We start from the raw sequence: 20554 nt of genomic DNA, 5'->3' as shown, positions 1-20554 counted from the left end.
ACTTGGAGATTCGTCATGCTTTCACGTCGAGTTCTGCACACCTCGCTGGGCACCGTCGCGGTGGCAGGTGTCGTCTTCGGGACGACACTGACCCCCCTGGCGAGTGCCGAGTCCAGCTCACACTCCACAAAGCCTGGCCCCAAGCCCACCGTCGTACTGGTCCACGGTGCCTTCGCGGACGCCTCCAGCTGGAACGGCGTTGTCCAGCGTCTCCAGGCGGACGGCTATCCGGTGAAGGCGCCGGCCGTTCCACTGCGGGACCTGCCCGGTGACGCCGCCTACATTTCGAGCGTCCTGGCCAATACGGAAGGCCCCATCATTTTGGTGGGCCACTCCTACGGCGGTGCCGTCGTCACGAACGCCGCAGCCAGTGACCCGGACGTCAAGGCCCTGGTGTATGTGGCAGCGTACGTTCCGGACGCCGGCGAGAGCCCGGCGGAGTTGTCCGAGCGGAAGGTCGATCACCCCATCGACCCGCTGCCCGTCCAGCCGACTCCCTACCCCGCTGCCGACGGCTCTATCGGTGTGGACCTGTACCTCGACCCCGCAAAGTACCGCAGCGCCTTCCTGAGCAACACGGTCTCCCGTGACACTGCCGCGGTCCTGGCCGCGACGCAGCGGCCGATCACGGCCGCTGCTGTGAACGGCAGGACCACACATCCGGCCTGGAAGAAGCTGCCGTCCTGGTACCTGGTGGCACGCCAGGACAACACCATCGCTGCGGACCTGGAGCGCTTCATGGCCAAGCGCGCCGGTTCGACAACCGAAGAGGTCAACGCCTCCCACCATGTGATGCTGAACGCGCCTGTCACGGTTACGCGCCTGATCGAGAAGGCCGACAAGATGACCCGCTGATCCACCTGCGGGTCGCTGTGATGGGGGATGGGGCCTCGCAACGCGTGGCGGAGGTCTCATCCCTTCGCAGTATCGCTGAGCAGACCGGTCAATGACCGGTCGGTCGGGCGTCAGGCGGGTCTGCTTGCATCACCTCACCTGAAGGGCACGCGGTGAGGCTCGCTGCGGATGCGGGCACGCTATCGGCGTTGGGCGGCGAGTATGTCGGGGTGGCGGGCGTTGGTGTTGCGTCAGCGCAGGTAGCGGTGCAGGGCCTGGGTTTGTGCGGGATGGCTGCGACGGTGGGAGTTGGGCACGGTGAACTGGCGCAGCGGGCCGAAGTGGGCCTCTATCGGGTTGGCCCAGGAGGCATAGGTCGGGGTGAAGCACAGCTCGACCTTGTGCTTCTTCGCCCAGCGGCGGATGTCTGCACCGGTGTGGGCGGAGAGGTTGTCCAAGATGATGTAGATCGGGGCGCCGTCGGGTCGGGCCGCCCGGATCGACTTCAGCGCCGCCAGGGTGTTGGCGGTGCCCTTGCGACGGCGGTTGACGCCCCACAAACGGTCGTCGCCGGCGGAGTAGCAGCCGTGGAAGTAGGTGACGCCGTGGGTGCGGCGGTAGGTCGCCGGCAGCCGGTCGGGCTTGCCCTGCTTCGCCCAGCAAGAGCCCGCGGTGGGCCGGATCCCCAGCGGCCCGAACTCGTCGAAGGCGAACATCCGGTCGGGGAAGCGCCCCGGCACCTGCTCGATCCGGTCGAGCTTGGCGTCGCGGTCGGGGTCTGGGGACCCCTTCCAGGTCTTGGTGCGCTTGAAGGTGATGCCGCAGCGCAACAGCAGGCGCCGTAAGATTTCCTGGCCGATGCGGATGATGCGTCCGTGTACGCGGCGCAGGTAGGCGGTGAGTTTGCGGATCGACCAGCGGGTGCCGTAGGCGGTGCTGCCTTCGGGCCGGGGCTCATCGGCGAGCAGGTCGACGGCGTCCATGAGCCGGCGCAGCCCGTCGGCGTCGTCCTTGAGGAACCGGGCGGCCGCGTCGATGGCGGGCTCGTCCCAGACGATCGTGTAGGTCACCCGTGCTCCAGGCCCAGACGGGCACGGACGTCATCGTGGGGCACGGCTGTGCCGGTGTCGGCGTCGTGCCCAGTTGGCCAGTGGCATCGCAGCTCCTCGTGCGACCTGCAGGCGAGATCGTCGATCGCGTGCTGTGGGCGTGAGACTTGGCTGCCAACGAGCCATGCGAACTGACCACCGCAGTGCAATCTGTATGCCGAAAGCGACTGACCGTCACCCCGGCCTGGCCTTCGACTGCACACTTCGATCGCGGTGGTCCTTGCCGTGGCTCCTCCTTCTTCCGAAGTCGCATGATTCTCGCGGATTTGCGGACCGCGAGTTATGTCACATTGTCCTGTAGAACAATGTGCCATAGTGTGAAGAGCTGGCACTCACCGAGTTCACCGGTAGCGGGGACCTGCAGCCGGGCGATTGTTCTGCGGGACTCGCAACAGGTTCCGTCGCACCCGTGCTTTGCCGAGGTAGCCGGCTGACCTGTCGTTTGAGTACGAACACGGAGTGATCACTGGTGCGATCGGACCGATGGGCGATCGGAGGCATGCTCGCGGTTGTGGCTTCCTTGATCGTGGGTGGAGCGGCCGTGGTCATCAGTGACCCTCCAGGCTCTGCGACTTTGTGGATCATCCTGGGCGTAGGGGCGGTGGGCGCCGTTTCGGCGGTGCGGGCGTCGAGCCTTGCCGTTGTCGTAGCCGCGCTGTTGGCCGGGTTGGAGCTGCGCGATCCGTCGCCGTGGGGCACCTGGGGGGTTGCCGGGGGGCTGTTGTTCCTGTTCGCGCTGCGCCGCCCACGCTTCGACGCGGTCGCCGCCGGCGTGTTCGTCGCAGCGACTGTCCTGTTTGCAGCGTTCGTCCCTTTGTGGGGCAGCTCTACCAGTGGGGCGTTTGGGCTTGTGGCTCTTGCTACCGCGGTGGTGGGGGTGGGGCAGTGGGTGCAGGCGCAGCGGCGTTATGTGGCGGCGGAGGTGGGTCGGCGTCGTCAGGAGGCGGAGCGCAGGCGGCAGGAGGTGGCTCGTCATGTGGCGGAGGAACGGCTGCGGATCGCCCGTGAACTGCATGACAGTGTCGCCCATCATCTTGCGGTGGTCAGTGTGCACACGAATGTCGCGAGGATTAATCTGACGCGTTCGCCTCAGGTTGCCGAGCATGCACTTGAGGATGTGCAGGCTGCCACGCACTCGGTGATGGAGGAACTGGGCATCATCTTGAGTGTTCTTCGTGCCTCGGAATCCGAAGTGGTTCCTTCCACTCCTGTTGATGCAGCCATGATCGAGGATCTGCTGCTGAGTTTCGAGGGCATCGGTCTGAAGGTTGAGACTGACGGTCTTGATCACCTGCTTGCGCTTGCACCGGTTGCTCGTACTGCCGCTCAGCGGCTTCTCCAGGAGGCTTTGACCAACGCGCAGCGTTATGGCGATGGCGGGGTCACGGTGGTCGTCGATGCTCCTGTCAACGGGTACGTCACGTTGTCGGTCCGCAATCCCTGGGTGCCGCGTGAGACGGTGTCTGCGGGCAGTGGGCTGGGGCTGGTGGGTATGGAGGAACGGGTTCATCTGCTGGGTGGCACGTTCTATGCGGGGCCGGACACGGAGGAGGGGTTCGTGGTGACCGCGCAGCTTCCGGCGGCCGCGCCCCGATCTTTGAAGGAGACGCCTGTATGAGCGGCGTACGTGTACTTGTGGTCGATGACCAAGTCATGATTCGCTCCGGGATCCGTGCGCTGCTGGAGGCCGGTGACGGCGTGGAGGTCGTCGGCGAGGCGGGCGATAGACGTCAAGCCGTCGCCACGGCTCGTGCTCTGGTGCCCGATGTCATTTTGATGGATCTTCGGATGCCGGTGCTCGACGGTGTGGGAGCGGTCGTCCAACTGCGTGCCGACACCACCACCGCGGAAATCGGCATTTTGGTGCTGACCACTTTCGACACCGATGAGAATGTGCTCGCCGCCCTTCAGGCCGGAGCCAACGGCTTCCTCGGCAAGTCGGCGGACCATGAAGAACTTATGCAAGCGATCGGACGCGTCGCCGCCGGAGGTACATCCCTCTCCGCTGTCGCAACCGACACGGTCGTCGCCCACCTGACCAGCACTGCACGCCGATATCGAACCAACGAAACGGCCTCTTCCGAGGAACTGCACAGGGCTGCATCCCTGACCTCGCGTGAACGGGAGGTCGTGATGTTTGTTGCCCAGGGGCTGAACAACGACGCCATCGCGGAGCGCTTGTTCATATCCCCACTGACGGTAAAGACCCACGTAAACCGATCCATGAGCAAGATGCACGTCCGCACCCGGGCACAGCTCGTGGTCGCCGCGCTCGGCGCGGGCTTGCTCGACGACTGATTTCTGATGCCATCTGTCAGAGCGACAGGTGAAGCGATCGGGTGTAGATCGTTAGGGTCTGTTCCGTAGTCGGTGGTGACGGGGGGTGTCGTCAGCCCAGGAGGACGCGGTGGCGGAGGAGAGGGAAGCTCGCGCGGCCGTACATCTGGCGCTTGATCAGCTTGGTTTTGTTATTGACGGCCTTCGGTGCCGCCGTTGTGATGCGGCAGGGTGAGGGCGGCGTCGACTGCGACTCGGTCCTTCTCGAGGCCACGGATGAAGGCATGCAGGTGGGGCAGGTCCTCGGCCCGGGCCGAGGTGATCCAGGTACTCAGCAGGGTGGCATCGCCGTCGGTGGGATTCAGCAGCACGGCGACGTGGTGGATGAGGTCGGCCAGGACGGTCATCTCGTGGCAGGCGGTGCGGGCGGCCTCGATCCGTTCCCGCTGGTGGTCCTTGAGGCGGTGGGGACGGGTGAGCAGGTAGCGGGCGAGCCGTCGGGGCGAGAGTGCGGGCCGGTCGGCCTCGACGCGGCCCTGGTTGATGTAGCGGACGAGCAGGTTCGAGCTGCCGGTGTAGCTCAGTTCCCTGATCTCCTGGAGGAGATGGGTGACGGGGACGGCCGGGTTCTCCAGCCGGCGTCGGCGCAGGTGATCGCGGTAGGGATCCACGAGGGTGGGCCGGTACTTGGGGGCGCGAATGAGGCGCTCGGGCTCGGCGACGCGGTCGTAGCGCTTGACGGTGTTGAGAGCCAGGTTCAGGCGGCGCGCGCACTCCAGAAGTCCGACTCCGCGCTCGCGCAGGGCGTGGACCTGCTGCCAGCGCTCGCGGGTAGTGGCGGCCTGTTTACGCCTCGGCCGGAGGCGGGCCCGCTGTAGCCCAGCAGGTGCTGTGCGCGGCGACTTCTTTGCGGACGGCCTCGGCGAGGTTGTGCCACAGGTGCCAGCGGTCGCTGATCTGGGCCGCGTCGGGCAGAGCCCGGCGGACCGCCTCGGCGTAGGTGGCCGATCCGTCCCGGCACACGGCCTCGATGCCCGGATGTCCGCGCAGCCAGGCTTCCAAAGCGGCGGCTTCGCGGCCGGGCAATACGTCGATTCGCTCACCGGTCTCGACGTTGATGATGATCGTGGCGTAGCTGTGCCGGCGCCGCAGGGCGAAGTCGTCGACCCCGATCACTCGTGGAATCCACACCTCCGGCACAGGCACCCGCCGTAGCAGCCGCAGGGCAGACGCGTACGACACGGGCACGGCCAGAGATCGAGTGAGTCGGGCGGACGCCCGGCCGCATAACTCCTTGACCAGCTCGGAGAGCTGGCCGGTCAGACGTGTGATGCGACGCTGATGGCGCTCCAGGAGCCCGGGGACCTGTTCTCGGAAGGTCTGTCGCCTACAGCTCAGGACCGGACGGACCAGGCGTCGTATCCTCACCCGGACCACGACCTGCCGGCCGTCGACCGGCACATCCCGCACCGTCCGGCCGTGATACCCGTGGACCCGCCCCGTCACCACCCCGCACACCGGACAGGGAACAGGAACATCCCGGGTCCGAGCCGAAACCCGGACCATCTCAGCACCGTCCGCCACATCCTCGATGACCAATGCTGACAACCCCGGAAACACCGCTCCCACAAGCGTGATCGCATCATGCACGCTCAATGATCACAGGCGAGGACTCACCGTCACCACTGACTACGGAACAGACCCGCTCATTTGACAGACCCCAATGAGGGACTACAGACCCCAATGAGGGACTTACGCGGGTGAGTTGATACCCCGCACACCTACCTCAACAGCACGGGTGCCTCGTGCGTTGCGCATACCGACTCCGTCACTCCATGGGTAGCTAGCCACTCTGAAGACGCTGGCTGGTGGTGGGTGTGTGGGGGAGTACACCGAACGCGGTATGTCGAGTACCGCGTCTGCGCGACGACTGATGGGTGTTGTGTGCTGGAAGGTAGGGGCCGTCGGATCCGCACCGACGGCTTTCTCACTGCCTTCATTCTGGAGTTTTCCATGTCTCGATTGTTGTCCAGGGTAGGCGCGTTCAGCGCCGGCCACAGACTGGTCGTCGCTGGCGCGTGGTTCGTGCTGACGGCGGTCTTTGCCGTCATGACGGTCAGCGGGGCGAAGTTCTCCGATTCCGCGTTCAGCATTGCGGGTGCCGAGTCGACCACTGCTCTGGCCACGATGGACAAGGCGTTTCCTGCACCGCCTGGCCCTGAGGCGGGCGAGCTGATGCTGGTGGTCGAGGCGCCTGACGGGACGTCCTTGACCGATCCGGCGGCCCAGAAGCGGGTTACGGACCTCGTGTCACGCGCCGCTGACGTCCCTGACGTGCTGTCGGCTGCGGATCCGTATGACGAGAACCGTCCTTATGTGTCTGAGGACGGTTCGGTGGCTGTGTCGACCTTGAGTGTCGACCTGGAGGCGGACCAGCTTGTCGTGGAGGACAACCTGCGCAAGGCGGCGTCGGGGCTGACGGAAGGGGGGTACACGGTCGAGCTCGGTGGGGCGTTGGATGACGGGCCGCCCCAGATCGCGAGTATCACCGAGGTTGTCGGTGTCGTGGTCGCCTTCGTGGTGCTGCTGTTGACGTTCGGTTCGCTGGCTGCGGCCGGCGCGAACATGCTGACCGCTCTGGGCGGCGTCATCGTGGGCATCGTGGGCGTTCTCGCGTGGTCGTCGATCGGCGAGGGCATCCAGTCCACCACGCTCATCCTCGCGTTGATGCTGGGTCTGGCGGTCGGTATCGACTATGCCCTCTTGATCCTCTCGCGTTTCCGCGATGAACTGCGACGCGGGGTTGGTATCGATGCTGCGGTGGCGCGGGCTGCGGGCACGGCCGGAACCTCTGTGGTGGTGGCAGGAACCACCGTGGTCATCGCCCTGGCAGGGCTGTCGGTCGTGCAGATTGCGTTCATCACCGAGATGGGACTGGGTGCGGCGATCGCAGTGATCGTGGCCGTGGCTGCCTCGCTCACCGTCGTGCCGGCGGTGCTGAAGACCCTTGGTTACAAGGCGCTGCCCCGCAAGGAACGCCCGAGCGCCGACACTGACGCTGACGGGTCTGCTTTCGGCGAGACGTCTGCGGCTGCGGCTGTGGTGGTGTCGGAGGATCGAAAGAAGAAGTCGAAGCCCAACCTGCTGGGCCGGTGGGCCCTGCTGGTGGTCAACCGGCCCGTTCTGACGATCCTTGGTGCCACGGTCACGATTGTTCTGCTTGCCCTGCCGGCTCTTTCGCTCAAGACCGAACTGGATCCGCCGGGCGGCCCGGACCCGGCCAGTTCCCAGCGTGCGGCCTACAACACCATCAGTGACGCTTTCGGCGCCGGCGAGCAGAATCCCCTGATCGTGCTCTTCGAGGGTTCGAAAGCGGCCGACACCGCCGGCGCTACGTCGAAGAAGATCGCCGCGGTGGACGGCGTGGTCGATGTCAGCCCCGTCCAGCCCGCCGAGAACGCGGACATCGCCTTCCTGGCGGTCACGCCCAAGCACGGCCCGGCCGACACACGCACCAGCGATCTCGTGAACGCCCTGCGCACCGCGATGGACGACGTGAAGGACGCGAAGGTCTCGGTGACCGGGCAGACCGCGGTCGACGTGGACGTCAACGCGCAGCTCTCCTCCGGCCTCATCATCTACCTGATCGCGGTGGTCGGGCTCTCACTGCTCCTGCTCACTCTCGTCTTCCGCTCCATCATCGTGCCCCTGCTGGCCACGTTCGGCTTCCTGATGTCCTTCGCCGCGGGCCTGGGAGTGACGGTGGCGGTCTTCCAGTGGGGCTGGGCAGGTGGCCTGGTCAGCCTGGACGAAGCCCGGCCACTGGCCAGTCTGATGCCTCTCATCGTGGTGGGTGTGCTCTTCGGCCTCGCCATGGACTACCAGGTGTTCCTGGTCTCCCGCATCCACGAGGCACACAAGAACGGACTGCACACCCGGGCAGCAGTACTGCAGGGCTTCGGACAGGCATCACCCGTCGTCGTCGCGGCGGCCACCATCATGGCGGCGGTGTTCGCCGGCTTCGCCTTCAGCGGCGGCGACGCGATGGTCGCCTCCATCGGACTGGCCCTGACCGTCGGCGTCCTGGTCGACGCACTCATCGTGCGCATGATCCTGGTGCCCGCAGCACTGCAACTCCTCGGCGAAGCCAGCTGGTGGATCCCCCGCTGGCTCGACCGCATCCTCCCCAACGTCGACACCGAGGGCACAGCCCTGGAACACGAAGACGAAGAGCTTCCCAAAACACACGAAAAGCAGGAAGAACTCGCCGCAACCCCCTAGGTATAGACACACAATGTCGGGCTGCTCCCCAAATTGGGGAGTAGCCCGAACCCAGCAACACACTGCAATTTCGCATTATAAGAGCTCGTAACAGGATCATGAAGGGACATCGACGATCCCGACCGTGGCTCGCGGCAGCACAGGGATGCCTCCGTCGAGCAGGAGCGCGATCGACCCCACGGAGGTGCCGTAGTCGCTGCTGAGTACCGGCCCGAGTATGCCGGTCGGATTCACGACTGCCAGCTCGAGGCCCTCACGCTCCGCGAAGTCCCACGCGGCCCGCTCGGCGAGCGTCTTCGACTTGGCGTACGCAGTTACGCCGCGGCCGGTGAGGTCAGTCCAGACCGTCTCGTCGTAGGGCGTGGTCGTCGGCGCGTGCCCGTAGTCGATCGCTGCCAACGACGAGGTCCGTACGACCCGCTTGACGCCACCGCCCCCACCCGGCGCTCCTCCTCGTTCACCGCCTCATGCAGGTTGTTCAAAAGCCTCTGGACCATCCACCCACGCTTCCGTCGTGGCCGTGCAGCACGGCGGCACCGACCGCACCCTGCGAGCGTAGTGGTCAAAACACACCGTGTGACAAGCCGTCAAGGAAAACGCCCCGGAACGCCACTGCCGGCCACCACGGCGCCTCAGCAGCGGGCAGACACCCGCCATGACCGCGTACGACCCTGCGGCCATCGATCAGAAAGGAACGAACCACGACACGCACGGCGCGCGGCCGGGGAAGCGTCGTCCCGTACGCCGGAGAGCTGTCAGAAACCCGCCAGGAGGCTCTGGCTGAGGTTGATCCGTGGTGGTGTCCGATGGCCTGGGAAGTCGGCTGGCAGCGCTGCTACCGGCTCACCCTCGCCCACGTGAAGGCGGGCGGCGCCCTCCCGGCCGCGGCGGGCGAGCTGGTCGTGCAGGGCGAGGACCTCGGAGCCTGGATCACCGCGCAGCGGGCGGGGTGGGATCGGCTGGTGCCCGCGCAGCACCTGCTGGAGATGCTCGGCATCGAGCCGCCCGCGCAGCACGGAGATCAGCGCCGACCGGGCCCCAGCACCCGCTGGTGGTCTATATGGCGTTCGGTCTGTACAAGACGCTGGGCTTCCGCTTCGCCTCGCGCTTCTGTCACCTGGCCAATCAGTGGTTCTGGCGCGCGAACCTGGTCGAGAGTGAGGAGTCGACCGCCGGGTGCGGGCCGCTGGAGGCGGTGGCCTGCAGCAAGGTCAATCTCAAGAAGATGGCCACGCACTGGCCGGACCTGCTCCGAGTGGCGGGGTTGCTCATCACCACCAAGTCCGGGCCTGTGACCTGCTACGGATGTTCGGCTGCGGAGGGCCATCCGGCCCCCCCCTGTGGGGGGCGCTCGCCAGGTACGGGCGGATCGATAAGACCATGCACCTGCTGGTCTTGGTCGACCCGGTCAACGACACCTACCGGCAGCTGGCCGTGCAGGAGTCTCGCCACGGCTCGCCCGCGCGATCTGCCACGGTGGCCGGCGCCAGATCCGTCTTGCGTACGGGACGGTCAGGAGGATCAGCTCGCCGCCTTCGGCCTGGTCCTCAACGCCGTGGTGCGGTGGACAGCGCACCACCTGGACGCCGCCGTCGCGGTGTTGTGCGCTGAGGGTCAGAAATCAGGGAGGAGGACGTCGCTCGTCTCTCCCCGCTCAGTGACCGGCACATCAACTTCCTGGGCCGCTACCTGTTCAACATCAAGGCCAGCGGCCCTGGCCGGGGTCTGCGCCCTTCCGGACCGGGACGCCGTCGAGGAAGACGAAGGCTGACGCGAGGGGCGCTCAAGGAGCGTCATCTCTGTCGCGAGTCGCTGCTTGTTTCCTGCCCGAAGGCCGAGGTCCCTGGCAGTGTGCTGGGCGCCTGCGGCGGTGTCGGGCGGGCGCCGGCGCGGGTGGCGCCGATGCCGGCGATCACCACGAAGGCGACGCCGACTGCGGGTGCCGGGCCCGGAACTTGGCCGAGCACGAGGAGACCGATAAGCAGGGCGACGGCTGGTTCCAGGCTCATCAGAGTGCCAAAGGCGGAGGTGGTCAGGCGGCGCAGAGCGAGAAATTCGAGGGCGAAGGGCAGCACGGGGCTCAGGGCGGCCAGGAGAAGCATGATCCACAGGGATGACCAGGTCACGTGGGCCGACACAGGGCGGGCCGCGATGAGCATGCCGAGGATTCCAGCGACGGCCATGGACAGGGCCAGCCCCTTCAGGCCGGTGACGCGGTCGCCGACGCGCTGGGTCAACAGGATGTAGGCGGCCCAGCAGGCTGCGGCGGCCAGCGCGTATCCCGCACCCAGCGGGTTGAGGCCGCCATGCCAGGGCTCGGTCAGCAGCACGACGCCGATTGCGGCCGCCGCGGTCCACACCTTGCGGCCGCGCCCGGGCCCGTACAGGGAAAGGGCCAGAGGGCCGAGGAACTCCAGGGCGCTCGCGGTGCCCAGCGGCAGGTGGGCGAGGGCGAGCATGAAGAAGATCATCATGCCCGCGGTCACGGCACCGAGCACCGTGCAGGCCAGCAGATCCCGGCGGGTGAAGTCGCGTCGCCGCGGCCGGACGAGGACCAGGAGGAGCACACCTGCCCAGCCCAGGCGTAGTCCCGCCGTGCCCAGTGCGCTGAGCTGGGCGAACAAAGGCACGGTGAGGGCGGAGCCGAGCTGGACGGTGGACATGGCGGCGACTGCCATGAAGAAACCGGTCTGGGCAGGCATTGGCCGCGGCCGGTGTGGTGGCTTCTGACTCATGAGCTTCAGTAGAGAACTTGGAACCGTTCATGTCCACGTGCCAATAATTGATGTTCTGTTCGCTCATCATGGACAATGAAGCATGGAGACGCGGCGCCTTCACCTGCTGGTGGAACTGTCCAGGCTCGGTTCGATGCGTGCGGTCGCCGACACGGTGGGCACCACTACGTCCACTGTCTCGCAGCAACTCGCTGTCCTCGCCCGGGAGGTGGGCGCCGCCCTGACCGAGCCGGACGGGCGGCGGGTGAGGCTGACCCCCGCGGGCCGACGTCTGGCCGAGCACGCCGCGGTGATCCTCGCAGCCGTCGAGACCGCACGCTCGGACCTCGCCCCGGACACGGAGCCGAACGGGACCCTGCGGGTGGCTGGCTTCGCCACTGCCATCCGCCTTTACCTGCTGCCGCTGGTCACCAGCCTGGCCGCCAGTCATCCGCGGTTGCATGTCCTGGTCCGCGAGCACGAACCCGCCGAGGCATTGGCCCTGCTCGCAGCGGACGGGACGGACCTCGCACTCACCTACGACTACAACCTCGCCCCAACAATTACCGATCCCGCTGTGCACACCACCGCGCTCTGGACGGCCCCGTGGGGTCTGGGTGTTCCGGCCTGCGCCGATGTACCCGATGCGGCGGACAGCCCGGGTCTGTTCGCCCACTTCCGCACACAGGACTGGATCGTCAACTCGCGCAACACCGCCGACGAGACGGTCGTCCGCACCCTGGGTTCGATGGCCGGGTTCACGCCCCGCATCACGCACCAGGCCGACAGCCTCGAACTGGTCCAGGGCATGATCACCGCAGGGCTCGGCGTGGGACTGCTGCCGATCGGCACTCCCACTTTCCCCGGAGTCCGTCTAATGCCGCTCATCGGCCCTCAGGTGCTGCTGCGGGCCTACGCCGTCGCACGCCGCGGCCGCCTCGCCTGGCCCCCGCTCACCCTGGTAACCGGCCTGCTCGCCTCGCGAAGTGCGACCACATCCCCAAACGGCCCTCACCTGCCCCCGTAGCAGGCGGCGATTAGCCTGCCACCTGGGATGTTGCTGCACAGGTCCGTAGTACAGGGGCAGCGAACAACGATGAGGAGATCACACATGACCACCACCGCCCGCGCCACTGTGCAGTACGAAAACGAACGGGTACGGGTCACCCGCTGGGACTTTCAGCCGAAGGAGAGCACCGGCCGCCACGTGCACGCGTACGACTACGTCGTGGTGCCTGTCACTGACGGGTGCACCGACGTGATTACCCCCGACGGCACCGTTACCTCCGCGCAGCTGCGGGCAGGCGAGTCCTACGCCCGCCCGGCCGGCGGCGAACACGAAGTCGTCAACGCCGACACTGTCCCGCTCGCCTTCGTCGAGATTGAATTGAAGTAGCAGGCACCTTGAAGTCAACAGAATCCGTCGAGCGCGCGGCAACCTCGTGCGGCTACGGTACGGCGAAGACCAGCGCCTACCGCCCAGCCCGGGTCGCCACCCATGCGGACATCGACGCCGCCGTCTCCACGATGACCACCGCCTTCATCCACGACCCGCTGTGGGGCCCGGCCTTCCCCGACGCATCGCGGCGCGCCGAGCAGGCGGCGGCCATGTGGCGCCTGCACGTCACCTACGCCCTGCGCTATTCCTGAACACTCGTGACGCCGGGTGTGAAGGCCGCAGCCGTGTGGATCCCGCTGGGCGACCGAACTCACCCCCCCGGGAAGAGAGCGGCCTGCAGGAACTGTTGGCACAGGCCGTGAGCTCGGACGTGGCCACGGCGATCATGGGAATCTACGGTCAAGGAAACGGTGCTTCCCGGGGAGCCGTGCTTTCACCTCATCCTGCTCGGAGTGCACGACGACCACCGCGGCAAAGGGCTCGGCATGGGCCTGGCTGCCGAGAGCCTCGCCCGGATCGACGTCCTAGGCCACGATCCCGGTACCGGCCGACCGGGTCCGCAACCTTCGCAAGCTCGCCTCCCGCGGCGGTCGGCCACCCAAGTTCGAGAAGGTCGACTACCGCGAACGCCATGCGGTCGAATGCAGCATCAATCGGCTCAAGGGACACGGGCCGTCGCCACCAGATACGACAAGCTCGCCTGATCGGTCTCATAGGGCCTCTCAAAGACCAGCGTGAGGCGGTCAGGAACAAGAGGCTCTCGTGGTCTATGCGCCCGCGTCACAACAGGTCAAAGTCACCCGCCGTATCGCCCGGGAGATCGTGTGACCAGTTGCAGCGCAGCAGAACGAGTCGGCGCCGCCATGTTCAGCAGCCCGCAGAGCAGCCGCGGACGGATGATCGCCGCCATCGCCGGTGACCCCGCTGCCGCCCACCTCCGTGCCCTCCAGCACGGTTTGCCCTGCCGACGTCAGCTTCAAGCCCGACAACCCCCGCGAGGAGATCGGCGACGTCAGCGACCTGGTCGTGAGCCTCAGCGAGGTCGGGCAGATCGTCGCCATCACCGTCGCGGCCAAAGATGCCTACCTGAAGAGCCGACCAGAGCGGCAGAGCGACCTGGAGCACGGCGCCAAGTACGTCGACGTCGACGGCAGCCGACGCCTGAAAGCCGCACGCGAGGCCGCACTGCCCACCAGCAAGGTCATGCTCGGTGACGAGTTCTCCAGCACAGACGAAAACCGCCTTGAGGCAGCGTTCATCGCCAACGCCACACGCAAAGACCTGAGCGAACTCGAAGAAGCGCAGGCACTCCAGCGCCTCGTGACGTCCTACGGCTCGCAGCACCAGGCCGCGAAGCGGCTCGGGATGAGCCAGCCCCTGATCAAGCAGAAGCTGTCTCTGTTGGCTCTCACCCCAGACCTACAGGCAGACCTGGAAGTCGGCCGGTGCAACGTCTCCCACGTTCGGAACATGACGAAGGTTCCTGCAGAACAGCAGCGACACCAGGCAGACCGCCATGCGGCTGCTGATACAGAAAGGACGAAGCAGCGAGTCTCCAAGCGCTCGGCTCCGGACCCAGCAGGTGATAGCTCAGTTATCACCCCCCAGGCCCCGGCACCCGTACAAGCCGATACACCTGGCCTTCCCTGGAAGAACCCCCAGACGAGCAACCGGATCCTCCGGGATCACATGACCGAAGGAGACCGACTCACCTTGGCCAAGCTTCTCTCCCAGTGAGTACCCGTACTCGCTGACGGTGTCGCCTCAGCCGGAGCAGGGCGCGCCACTGGGGTACGTCTGCTGTTCCCGTCGTACGTCACCGCGGTGACGTACGACGCTTTGCGATGTGTGAGCCGCGCGACAGGCATGACTGCAGTGCCATGATCGAGCGAAGCGCAAGCCTGAGGTTCCGGCCGTTCCTGCGTGCTTTGTTGCCGACCGCTTCTATCTGCGCTGCCCTCGCCGTACGTGCCCGCTACACCTGAATCAGAAGTGTGCGGGCAAAGGAGGGGCTCATAGTTCTGACGAGCAATGTGGCGGTTCTTCTGGCGGTTCATCATCGTGGTCAGGCTTCGGCGCGCCGTACGCAGGTGCGGAAGCGGTCGGACGCACAGGTGACCGTTCTCATCGCGCTGGTCTTCGGCATCCTGGGCGCCCCCACCGCCTTCGGGCAGCGGATCGCCGATGTCACAGGACGGTTTGCCGAGGACATCACGCGGTCTGGCCGCTAAAGTAATGACCGAACTCGCGCGAGATCAACACGGTGACGGTTTTCTGTAGGGGGTATAAGAAGTCAGCGCCGGAATCGCCCGCACGTCCAGGCCCCTGGCGCTCACGTGTGATGCCCGTGCTCGCTTTCGTCGGGGGAACCATGCGCATTATGACCTTATTTGCCCTGCTCGGTGCGTTGCTGGCAGGCCAGCCAGCCATCTTGCACGCCGCGTCCGCAGTTGATCCTCAAACTGCGGAACCGGTTCGGTCCACTGAAATTTCACGCACCGCTGGGGCGGGGGTGGTCGCTCTCCCTGCTCGCGTTTCTGGCGGTTCAAGTACTTCTGGCGGGCCGGGCAGCATGAGCAGTGCGGGCGGCATGGGTGTGATGGGCATGACGAGCGGCATGAGCAGCGCGGGTAGCACGGGTATGACCACCGGCATGACGACTGGCATGACGACTGGCATGACAAGCGGCGTGGGCGGCACGGTTTCCACGGGCGGCACCGATGGCACACAGGTGTCGCTGGAAGCCGCGTGGTGGGTTGTGCCCGCCATACTGGGGGTCGCTTTCGCGCTGTTCGCCGTGTTCTTCGTGAAAGAAAGCTGGCGACGCAGGCGACGCAAGAATCAGCTGGAGTACTGATCCGTCGCCTCGGACACGCTTCGCACGGTCACGGCATCATCTGCGGGCCGTTGGCACCCCTCATCCTCGTCGCCGTCCGCATTACCGAACTCGTCCTGGTCCAGCTCGTCAGGAGTGAACCAAACCCGCGACGGCTCAGGCACCACAAGAAGAAAGACCAGCACGATCACGCCCACAATGGACGGGAACGCGAGCACGAACGCTGCAACCCGGGCACCACGATTGCCTTGCCACAGCCCAAGAGCCACAGAACCTGGCAGGAGCGCAGCGAGGCCGAGCGCCGACGCGCCTGCGATCGCAATGGCTACTGGCGCGGTCGAATTCCACGAACGCCCGCAGCATCACCCCGCCCTCGTCACGGTCGGCTTCGCGGGTGCGGTAGTACACCAGCGCATCCGGGATCACCGCCTCTCCACTGCCGAGGGGATGGTGGACCTCGGGGACCCAGTCCAGCGGCCGGCAGATCTCCCCGCGCCGCCGGGCGTCCTGCACGAAGGCGAGCCCGACCTCGGTCACGGTCAGACCGTGACCCATCTTCAGCCGCACCGCGGTCCGGTCACCGGCATACCACCGCACGGGCTTTCGCTGCCTCAAGCGTTTCGTCGCGCGCGAGGTATACCACCACCTCACCAGCGCATTCAGCGGCGCACCCGGGCCGTCTCCCACGGCTTGACGATCTATAGAAGCTTCAGCGTCAAGTTAGGGTCTGTGGCGCAAGTAGAATTTTGGACGTGAACGATCACGTGCCCTTAGCCAGTAGCCTCCCGGGAGTCAACGTTCCGCGGCTTCAGGAGGATGGCCCATGTCAGCGGTGCACGTGACCGTGTGGGACGACCGCGATGGGGTCGGAGGGGACCAGGAGCAAGTGAGGGCGGCCGCTGCCCTCTTCGTCCACAACATCTTTGCCTGGGGCAGCGACTCCACCTACGGGTTTGCCGGGCAGCGGCCCCTCGCCGGCGGTCGGCGACTGCTGCTGATGGATCGCCGGGGTTACGGCGACAGCCCGGACACCGCTCGCAGCGACTTCGACGTCGACGCCGAGGACGTCGTGGAGATTCTCGCCGCCGGGACCTTCACCGCAGGGCACGGCGGTACCCACCTTGTCGGGCACGGGAACGGCGGCGTCGTTGCACTCATCGCCGCCGCCCGCCGACCCGACCTCATCCGCTCCCTCGCCCTCATCCAGCCCTCCGCCTTCACTGCCGCCGCCGACCGTCCAGTGGTCGCCGAACTCCTCGAGCGCGTGCGCGACGGTGCCCCCGGTGTCCCGGACGGCGTCACGCCGGAGCAGTACCTGTGGGCGTCCACCGAGGGGTTGGGGATGACTGCCCCCGATCCCACTCCGCGCCGGCTGCGTGCCGTTGCCACCGCCATGGGGGAGCGGCCCGTCTGGGAGGCGCAGATCCCGCTGGAGGCGATCCGGGATGCCGCCCTGCCGGTTCTGGTGATCTGCGGGACCTGGGAGCAGGCACCGGCGGCGTACCGCGAGCACGTGGGGCTTCCCCTTATGGCCGTGGCGGAGTCCCTCACGGACTCCCTCGGGGGTCGTCTTGTGCAGGTACCCGGGTACTACCCCCATGTCCAGGAGCCCGCTGCCGTCAACGCCGCCCTGCAAGAGTTCTGGGGCTAGTCTTCTGAGTCAGGAATTCCGTTCAGAAGTGTAGGCTGTCAGTAGCCGGTCGGCCGGTCCTTCCTGTCTCTGGCCCCGTGCCGGTCAGGAGGAGGTTTTCCTCCTCAGGATGGTGTAGGTGACGGTCAAGAGGAGCGCGGTGAGCGCGGCCAGGACGCCGGTCTCGACGATCTGGAGCGGCCAGAAGTGCGCCGGTGGGTGGCCTTCGCGGTAGAAGCTCGTGATGTCGTGGTCGACCAGGCATGCCTGGTCGCCGTCACACAGTGGGTCCGGGACATGGGTGCCCGAGCCGGTGATCGCGCCCTCCGAGACCGTGACGCCGGAGAAGAAGGGGTAACCCTCGCTCACCGAGCCGGTAATGGTCACCAGAGGCCACAGGCTGTCGCGCCCCGTGCGGAGTGCGGCTGACACGATGCCCATGGCCAGCAGGGACAGGCCGAGGGCCGGCAGGGGACGGTGGACCAGGAACGCCACCAGTGTGCCTATGGCCAGGCCGAGCAGCGGGAGAACGACGGCGGTCGGGCCGAGGGAGTCATAGACTGAGGTGGACGTGTGCCACCTGCTCGACGCGAGGCCGCCCGAGGACGACGCCACCAGACGGCGCAGCAGGACAAGGGCGAGGATGCCAAGGACGAGGAGCGTCGCAGGCAGGGCCAGTTTGGCGGTGAGCCAGCGGACAGGGCTGACGGACTGGCTCCACGCCAACTGCGCTGTGCCGCTGTCCAGTTCGCGCCCGATGAGCGCGCCGCTGGCGAAGGCCGCGACCAGTAGCGGCACTACGTTGATCAGCGACTCGGTGACGCCGAGCAGGGAGTGGTATGTGCTCGCTGTGGGACCCTTGGCGGTGCACGCGTCCACCTCCGCGGAGGCGCAGTGTCCGATGCTGTCGAGTCCCGCCGTGCCGGGGCCCCACAGCCACAGCAGCAGAGCCGCGGTCACGGCGACGTAGCCGATCCACAGCCACAGGGCGCAGCGGTGGATACGCAGCACCGTCCAGGTCAGGCCGGTTGGGCCGGTGCCGCGGGTGGTGGGGGAGGGCGGTGACGTGGTGGCGGAACTCATGCGGCGGCCTTCTTCGTACCGGGCGGGTTGGGCTTGACGCGCGTGGGTTCATACCGGCGTAGAACCAGGAAGGCGGCGGCCACGGCGAGCACGGTAAAGCCGAGGAGAATGCCGGTCTCGGTGAGCTGGCGGGGCCAGTAGTCGGGGGAAGGCAGGTACTCACGGGTGAAGCCGGTGATGTGGTGCTGATCGAGGCAGCTCTGGTCCATAAAACAGTTGGGGTCGCGGATCTCAGCGCCGCCGGAGGTGATCGCCTTGCTGTGTACGGGGACTTCGGGTTGCTGGTATTGGCCCTGAAAGGGCCAGGAGTTGCCGCGGAACCGCCCGACCAGGAACTGCCCGGCCGCGGCGACCGCCAGCGCGGGCAGGGTGCGGCGCAGGACCAGCGCGGCGAGCACGCCGAACGCCAAGCCGAACAGGGCGTTCGCCACGGTCGCGGGACCGATCGAGAAGTTGAAGTCGCGCGGCCCGATGCCCGCCACGAGAAGATGGCCTCGGGCGTTCCACACGACCCGGTACAAGATGACGATCATGCCCGTCCCGACAGTGACGAGCAGCGCGGGCACAGCCAGTTTGGCAGCGAGCCAGCGGGCTGGCGACACGGACTGCGTCCAGGCCAGCTGCGCGGTGCCCTGTTCCAGTTCGCGGCCGATGAGGGGGCCGGCTGCGAAGACGGCGACGGCGTACGCAGCGATGCGGGTCAGCGTCAGCGGCTCGTAGAAGACGTCGTCGAAGGTGCCGACGAAGGGCAGGGCCGTGGACGGGCCCCGGTACGCCTGGTCCTGGCTGCCGTCGTAGCCCCACACGTCGAAGGCGTGCTGTGCGGTGGACGAGCCGGGGCCCCACAGCCACAGCAACAGGCCGAGGCTGACGACGGCGTAACCGGTCCACACCCACAGGGCGGTGCGATGCAGTCGCAGCACCGTCCACGCCAGGCCGTCCGGGCCGGGCAGGGTACGGCGCACCGGGGTGGACCGGTTGAGCGTGGGGGCACTCATGCGGTCACCTCCGTGCGGTGCGCGTTCGCGGTGGTGCTCGGAGTGATAAGGGGTGGGGCGTCGGGGGAGCGCAGGTGAGCCAGAATCAGCTCATCGAGGGAGGGTTCCTGCACCTGCCAACCGTCACCGAGCGGGCCGTTGCGGCGGATCAAAGCGGTGCGGCCCCGGCCCGAGGCCCGCGACTCGATGACGGTGTACCCGCAGAGGTCGCCCCGCCCGGTGACCAGGCTGTGTGCGCCGATCAGGTCGTCGATGCCGCCGCCGAGCCGGATGCGTCCGCCGCCCACGAGCAGCAGGTGGTCGCAGGTGTTGGCAAGCTCGGCCATGATGTGCGAGGACATCAAGACAGTCGTTCCGTGCTCGGCGGCGTCCGCCAACAGCGTGCCCATCAGTTCGTGCCGGGCCAGCGGGTCCAGGTCTGCCATCGGTTCGTCCAGGAGCAGCAGTTCGGGCCGCTTGCCGAGGGCGAGGGCGAGGGCGACGCGGGTGCGCTGGCCGCCGGAGAGCGAGCGGACCTTGGCCTTCGGGTCGAGGGAGCCTTGCTCGACGATCCGCGCGGCGTACGCGGCGTCCCACCGGCCGGGGTTCAGTTCGGCGCCCAGGCGCAGGGTGTCGGCAATGGACAGCTGGGGGTACAAGGGCTTGTCCTGCGCGAGGTAGGCGATCTTGGCGCGGGTTTCGCCGGGGACGGCACCCAGCACAGTGAGCCGGCCGGAACTCTGCCGCAGCAGTCCGGCGGCAATCATCAACAGCGTGGACTTGCCCGCGCCGTTCGGACCGACCAGGGCACTGATGCGGCCGGCGGGCAGCCGAAACGAGCAGTCGTCCAGGGCCGCTGCACCCCGCCTCCCGTAGCGCTTGACGAGGCCGCTCGCCTCGATGGCCGTACTCATGAAGTCTCCTTGGGGGCGGTGCTGAAGTGTTCTTCCAGCGCGTTGCCGAACAGAGCCGCGACGTCGTCGCGGTCGAGCCCTGCAGCCATCGCCCGTCTCGCCCAGTCGTCGAGCTCCGCCTTCAGCGGCGAGTCGGCCACGGCGGAACCCAGTGACCTGCGGACGAACGTGCCCACGCCACGCTTGGCTTCCACCAGCCCCGAACGCTCCAGCTCGCGGTACGCCTTGAGCACGGTGTTGGGATTGATGGCCGTTGCCTCGACGACCTCACGGGTGGTGGGCAGCTTGTCGCCCGGCTGGAGCATGCCCATACGCAGAGCCTGCTCGGTTTGATGAACGATCTGCAGGTAGGTGGCTACGCCGCTGTGGCGGTCGATACGGAACTCGATCACATGCTTAGCCTCGCGCTTGAACCCTTTAACTAATTAACTAGTGAAAGGTTGATGTGGAAGGGGGGTGCATGTCAAGTCATCCCGCTCTCTTTGAGGGAAACACCAGGT

At 66.9% G+C, this 20554-nt stretch carries 20 protein-coding genes and 3 pseudogenes; 12 read left to right on the top strand and 11 right to left on the bottom strand.

The features are described from left to right. Positions 1-15 precede the first annotated feature (15 nt). Positions 16-855 carry an alpha/beta fold hydrolase gene (locus ACFYXC_RS12675; protein ID WP_389550176.1) on the top strand — a complete coding sequence of 280 codons (840 nt, stop codon included), beginning with the start codon at positions 16-18 and terminating at the stop codon, positions 853-855. Between the two features lie 179 nt (positions 856-1034). Here the strand turns inward: ACFYXC_RS12675 and ACFYXC_RS12670 are convergent. Further along, positions 1035-1838 (bottom strand): annotated as a pseudogene (locus ACFYXC_RS12670) (IS630 family transposase); the annotation flags it as partial. Positions 1839-2484: 646 nt separating this feature from the next. Here ACFYXC_RS12670 and ACFYXC_RS12665 point away from each other — a divergent pair. Together ACFYXC_RS12665 and ACFYXC_RS12660 are read left to right on the top strand one after the other, a co-directional pair. Then, positions 2485-3561 carry a sensor histidine kinase gene (locus ACFYXC_RS12665; protein WP_389550173.1) on the top strand — a complete coding sequence of 359 codons (1077 nt, stop codon included), beginning with the start codon at positions 2485-2487 and terminating at the stop codon, positions 3559-3561. After that, on the top strand, positions 3558-4241 hold the full coding sequence (locus tag ACFYXC_RS12660; protein ID WP_389550170.1) for a response regulator: 684 nt from the start codon (positions 3558-3560) through the stop codon (positions 4239-4241). Before ACFYXC_RS12665 ends, ACFYXC_RS12660 begins: the two co-directional genes overlap by 4 nt. Before the next feature lie 91 nt (positions 4242-4332). Here the strand turns inward: ACFYXC_RS12660 and ACFYXC_RS12655 are convergent. After that, positions 4333-5840 (bottom strand): annotated as a pseudogene (locus ACFYXC_RS12655) (ISL3 family transposase). A gap of 393 nt (positions 5841-6233) precedes the next feature. On the opposite strand from ACFYXC_RS12655, the gene ACFYXC_RS12650 reads away from it, so the two are divergent. Continuing rightward, positions 6234-8501, top strand: coding sequence for an MMPL family transporter (locus tag ACFYXC_RS12650; protein WP_389550168.1), 2268 nt, complete (start codon positions 6234-6236; stop codon positions 8499-8501). 96 nt (positions 8502-8597) lie between these two features. Here ACFYXC_RS12650 and ACFYXC_RS12645 read toward each other — a convergent pair. Together ACFYXC_RS12645 and ACFYXC_RS12640 are read right to left on the bottom strand one after the other, a co-directional pair. Further along, positions 8598-8918: pseudogene (locus ACFYXC_RS12645) on the bottom strand (aldehyde reductase); the annotation flags it as partial. A gap of 338 nt (positions 8919-9256) precedes the next feature. After that, positions 9257-9517 carry a hypothetical protein gene (locus ACFYXC_RS12640; protein WP_389550165.1) on the bottom strand — a complete coding sequence of 87 codons (261 nt, stop codon included), beginning with the start codon at positions 9515-9517 and terminating at the stop codon, positions 9257-9259. A gap of 44 nt (positions 9518-9561) precedes the next feature. On the opposite strand from ACFYXC_RS12640, the gene ACFYXC_RS12635 reads away from it, so the two are divergent. Continuing rightward, complete coding sequence (locus tag ACFYXC_RS12635) at positions 9562-10272, top strand: Tn3 family transposase (RefSeq protein ID WP_389550162.1); 711 nt, start codon at positions 9562-9564, stop codon at positions 10270-10272. Positions 10273-10294: 22 nt separating this feature from the next. On the opposite strand, the gene ACFYXC_RS12630 is transcribed toward ACFYXC_RS12635, so the two are convergent. Further along, complete coding sequence (locus ACFYXC_RS12630; RefSeq protein ID WP_389550159.1) at positions 10295-11179, bottom strand: DMT family transporter; 885 nt, start codon at positions 11177-11179, stop codon at positions 10295-10297. Between the two features lie 139 nt (positions 11180-11318). On the opposite strand from ACFYXC_RS12630, the gene ACFYXC_RS12625 reads away from it, so the two are divergent. The 6 genes from ACFYXC_RS12625 to ACFYXC_RS12600 all read left to right on the top strand — a co-directional run bounded on the left by ACFYXC_RS12625 (position 11319) and on the right by ACFYXC_RS12600 (position 15471). After that, positions 11319-12242, top strand: a complete 924-nt coding sequence (locus tag ACFYXC_RS12625) for a LysR substrate-binding domain-containing protein (protein WP_389550156.1) — start codon at positions 11319-11321, stop codon at positions 12240-12242. A gap of 84 nt (positions 12243-12326) precedes the next feature. Then, entirely contained in the window at positions 12327-12611 is a 285-nt protein-coding gene (locus tag ACFYXC_RS12620) for a cupin domain-containing protein (protein ID WP_389550154.1), read from the top strand. An 8-nt stretch (positions 12612-12619) separates the two neighbouring features. Next, positions 12620-12865 (top strand): hypothetical protein, encoded by a 246-nt coding sequence (locus tag ACFYXC_RS12615; RefSeq protein WP_389550151.1) that lies wholly within the window; start codon positions 12620-12622, stop codon positions 12863-12865. 664 nt (positions 12866-13529) lie between these two features. Next, positions 13530-14351 carry a ParB/RepB/Spo0J family partition protein gene (locus ACFYXC_RS12610; RefSeq protein ID WP_389550149.1) on the top strand — a complete coding sequence of 274 codons (822 nt, stop codon included), beginning with the start codon at positions 13530-13532 and terminating at the stop codon, positions 14349-14351. A gap of 296 nt (positions 14352-14647) precedes the next feature. Next, a complete protein-coding gene (locus tag ACFYXC_RS12605; RefSeq protein ID WP_389550146.1) occupies positions 14648-14845 on the top strand; it encodes a hypothetical protein in 198 nt (65 codons plus the stop codon). A 140-nt stretch (positions 14846-14985) separates the two neighbouring features. After that, entirely contained in the window at positions 14986-15471 is a 486-nt protein-coding gene (locus ACFYXC_RS12600) for a hypothetical protein (protein ID WP_389550143.1), read from the top strand. Here the strand turns inward: ACFYXC_RS12600 and ACFYXC_RS12595 are convergent. Further along, a complete protein-coding gene (locus ACFYXC_RS12595) occupies positions 15456-15641 on the bottom strand; it encodes a hypothetical protein (protein WP_389551683.1) in 186 nt (61 codons plus the stop codon). The two genes, ACFYXC_RS12600 and ACFYXC_RS12595, sit on opposite strands and share 16 nt — an antisense overlap. Next, positions 15607-16047 carry a replication-relaxation family protein gene (locus ACFYXC_RS12590; RefSeq protein WP_389551603.1) on the bottom strand — a complete coding sequence of 147 codons (441 nt, stop codon included), beginning with the start codon at positions 16045-16047 and terminating at the stop codon, positions 15607-15609. Before ACFYXC_RS12590 ends, ACFYXC_RS12595 begins: the two co-directional genes overlap by 35 nt. A 226-nt stretch (positions 16048-16273) precedes the next feature. On the opposite strand from ACFYXC_RS12590, the gene ACFYXC_RS12585 reads away from it, so the two are divergent. Beyond that, the gene (locus ACFYXC_RS12585; RefSeq protein ID WP_389550140.1) at positions 16274-17101 is read left to right on the top strand and encodes an alpha/beta fold hydrolase; all 828 of its coding nucleotides are present in this window, start codon (positions 16274-16276) and stop codon (positions 17099-17101) included. 84 nt (positions 17102-17185) lie between these two features. Here ACFYXC_RS12585 and ACFYXC_RS12580 read toward each other — a convergent pair whose 3' ends face one another. Genes ACFYXC_RS12580 through ACFYXC_RS12565 form a run of 4 tightly spaced genes read right to left on the bottom strand, consistent with a single transcriptional unit; the run spans position 17186 to position 20446 of the window. Next, positions 17186-18163: an ABC transporter permease gene (locus ACFYXC_RS12580; RefSeq protein WP_389550137.1), complete on the bottom strand. Its 978-nt coding sequence runs from the start codon at positions 18161-18163 to the stop codon at positions 17186-17188. Next, complete coding sequence (locus ACFYXC_RS12575) at positions 18160-19161, bottom strand: hypothetical protein (protein ID WP_389550134.1); 1002 nt, start codon at positions 19159-19161, stop codon at positions 18160-18162. Before ACFYXC_RS12575 ends, ACFYXC_RS12580 begins: the two co-directional genes overlap by 4 nt. Then, complete coding sequence (locus ACFYXC_RS12570) at positions 19158-20054, bottom strand: ABC transporter ATP-binding protein (protein ID WP_389550132.1); 897 nt, start codon at positions 20052-20054, stop codon at positions 19158-19160. The genes ACFYXC_RS12575 and ACFYXC_RS12570 overlap by 4 nt, the downstream gene beginning before the upstream one ends. Continuing rightward, on the bottom strand, positions 20051-20446 hold the full coding sequence (locus ACFYXC_RS12565) for a GntR family transcriptional regulator (protein WP_389550130.1): 396 nt from the start codon (positions 20444-20446) through the stop codon (positions 20051-20053). Before ACFYXC_RS12565 ends, ACFYXC_RS12570 begins: the two co-directional genes overlap by 4 nt. Between the last annotated feature and the right edge of the window lie 108 nt (positions 20447-20554).

Source organism: Streptomyces sp. NPDC002701 (assembly GCF_042889045.1).
In the GTDB taxonomy this organism is placed as follows: domain Bacteria; phylum Actinomycetota; class Actinomycetes; order Streptomycetales; family Streptomycetaceae; genus Streptomyces.
The sequence above is the reverse complement of the archived record's forward strand: the minus strand, read 5'-3'. Positions and strand labels throughout refer to the sequence as shown.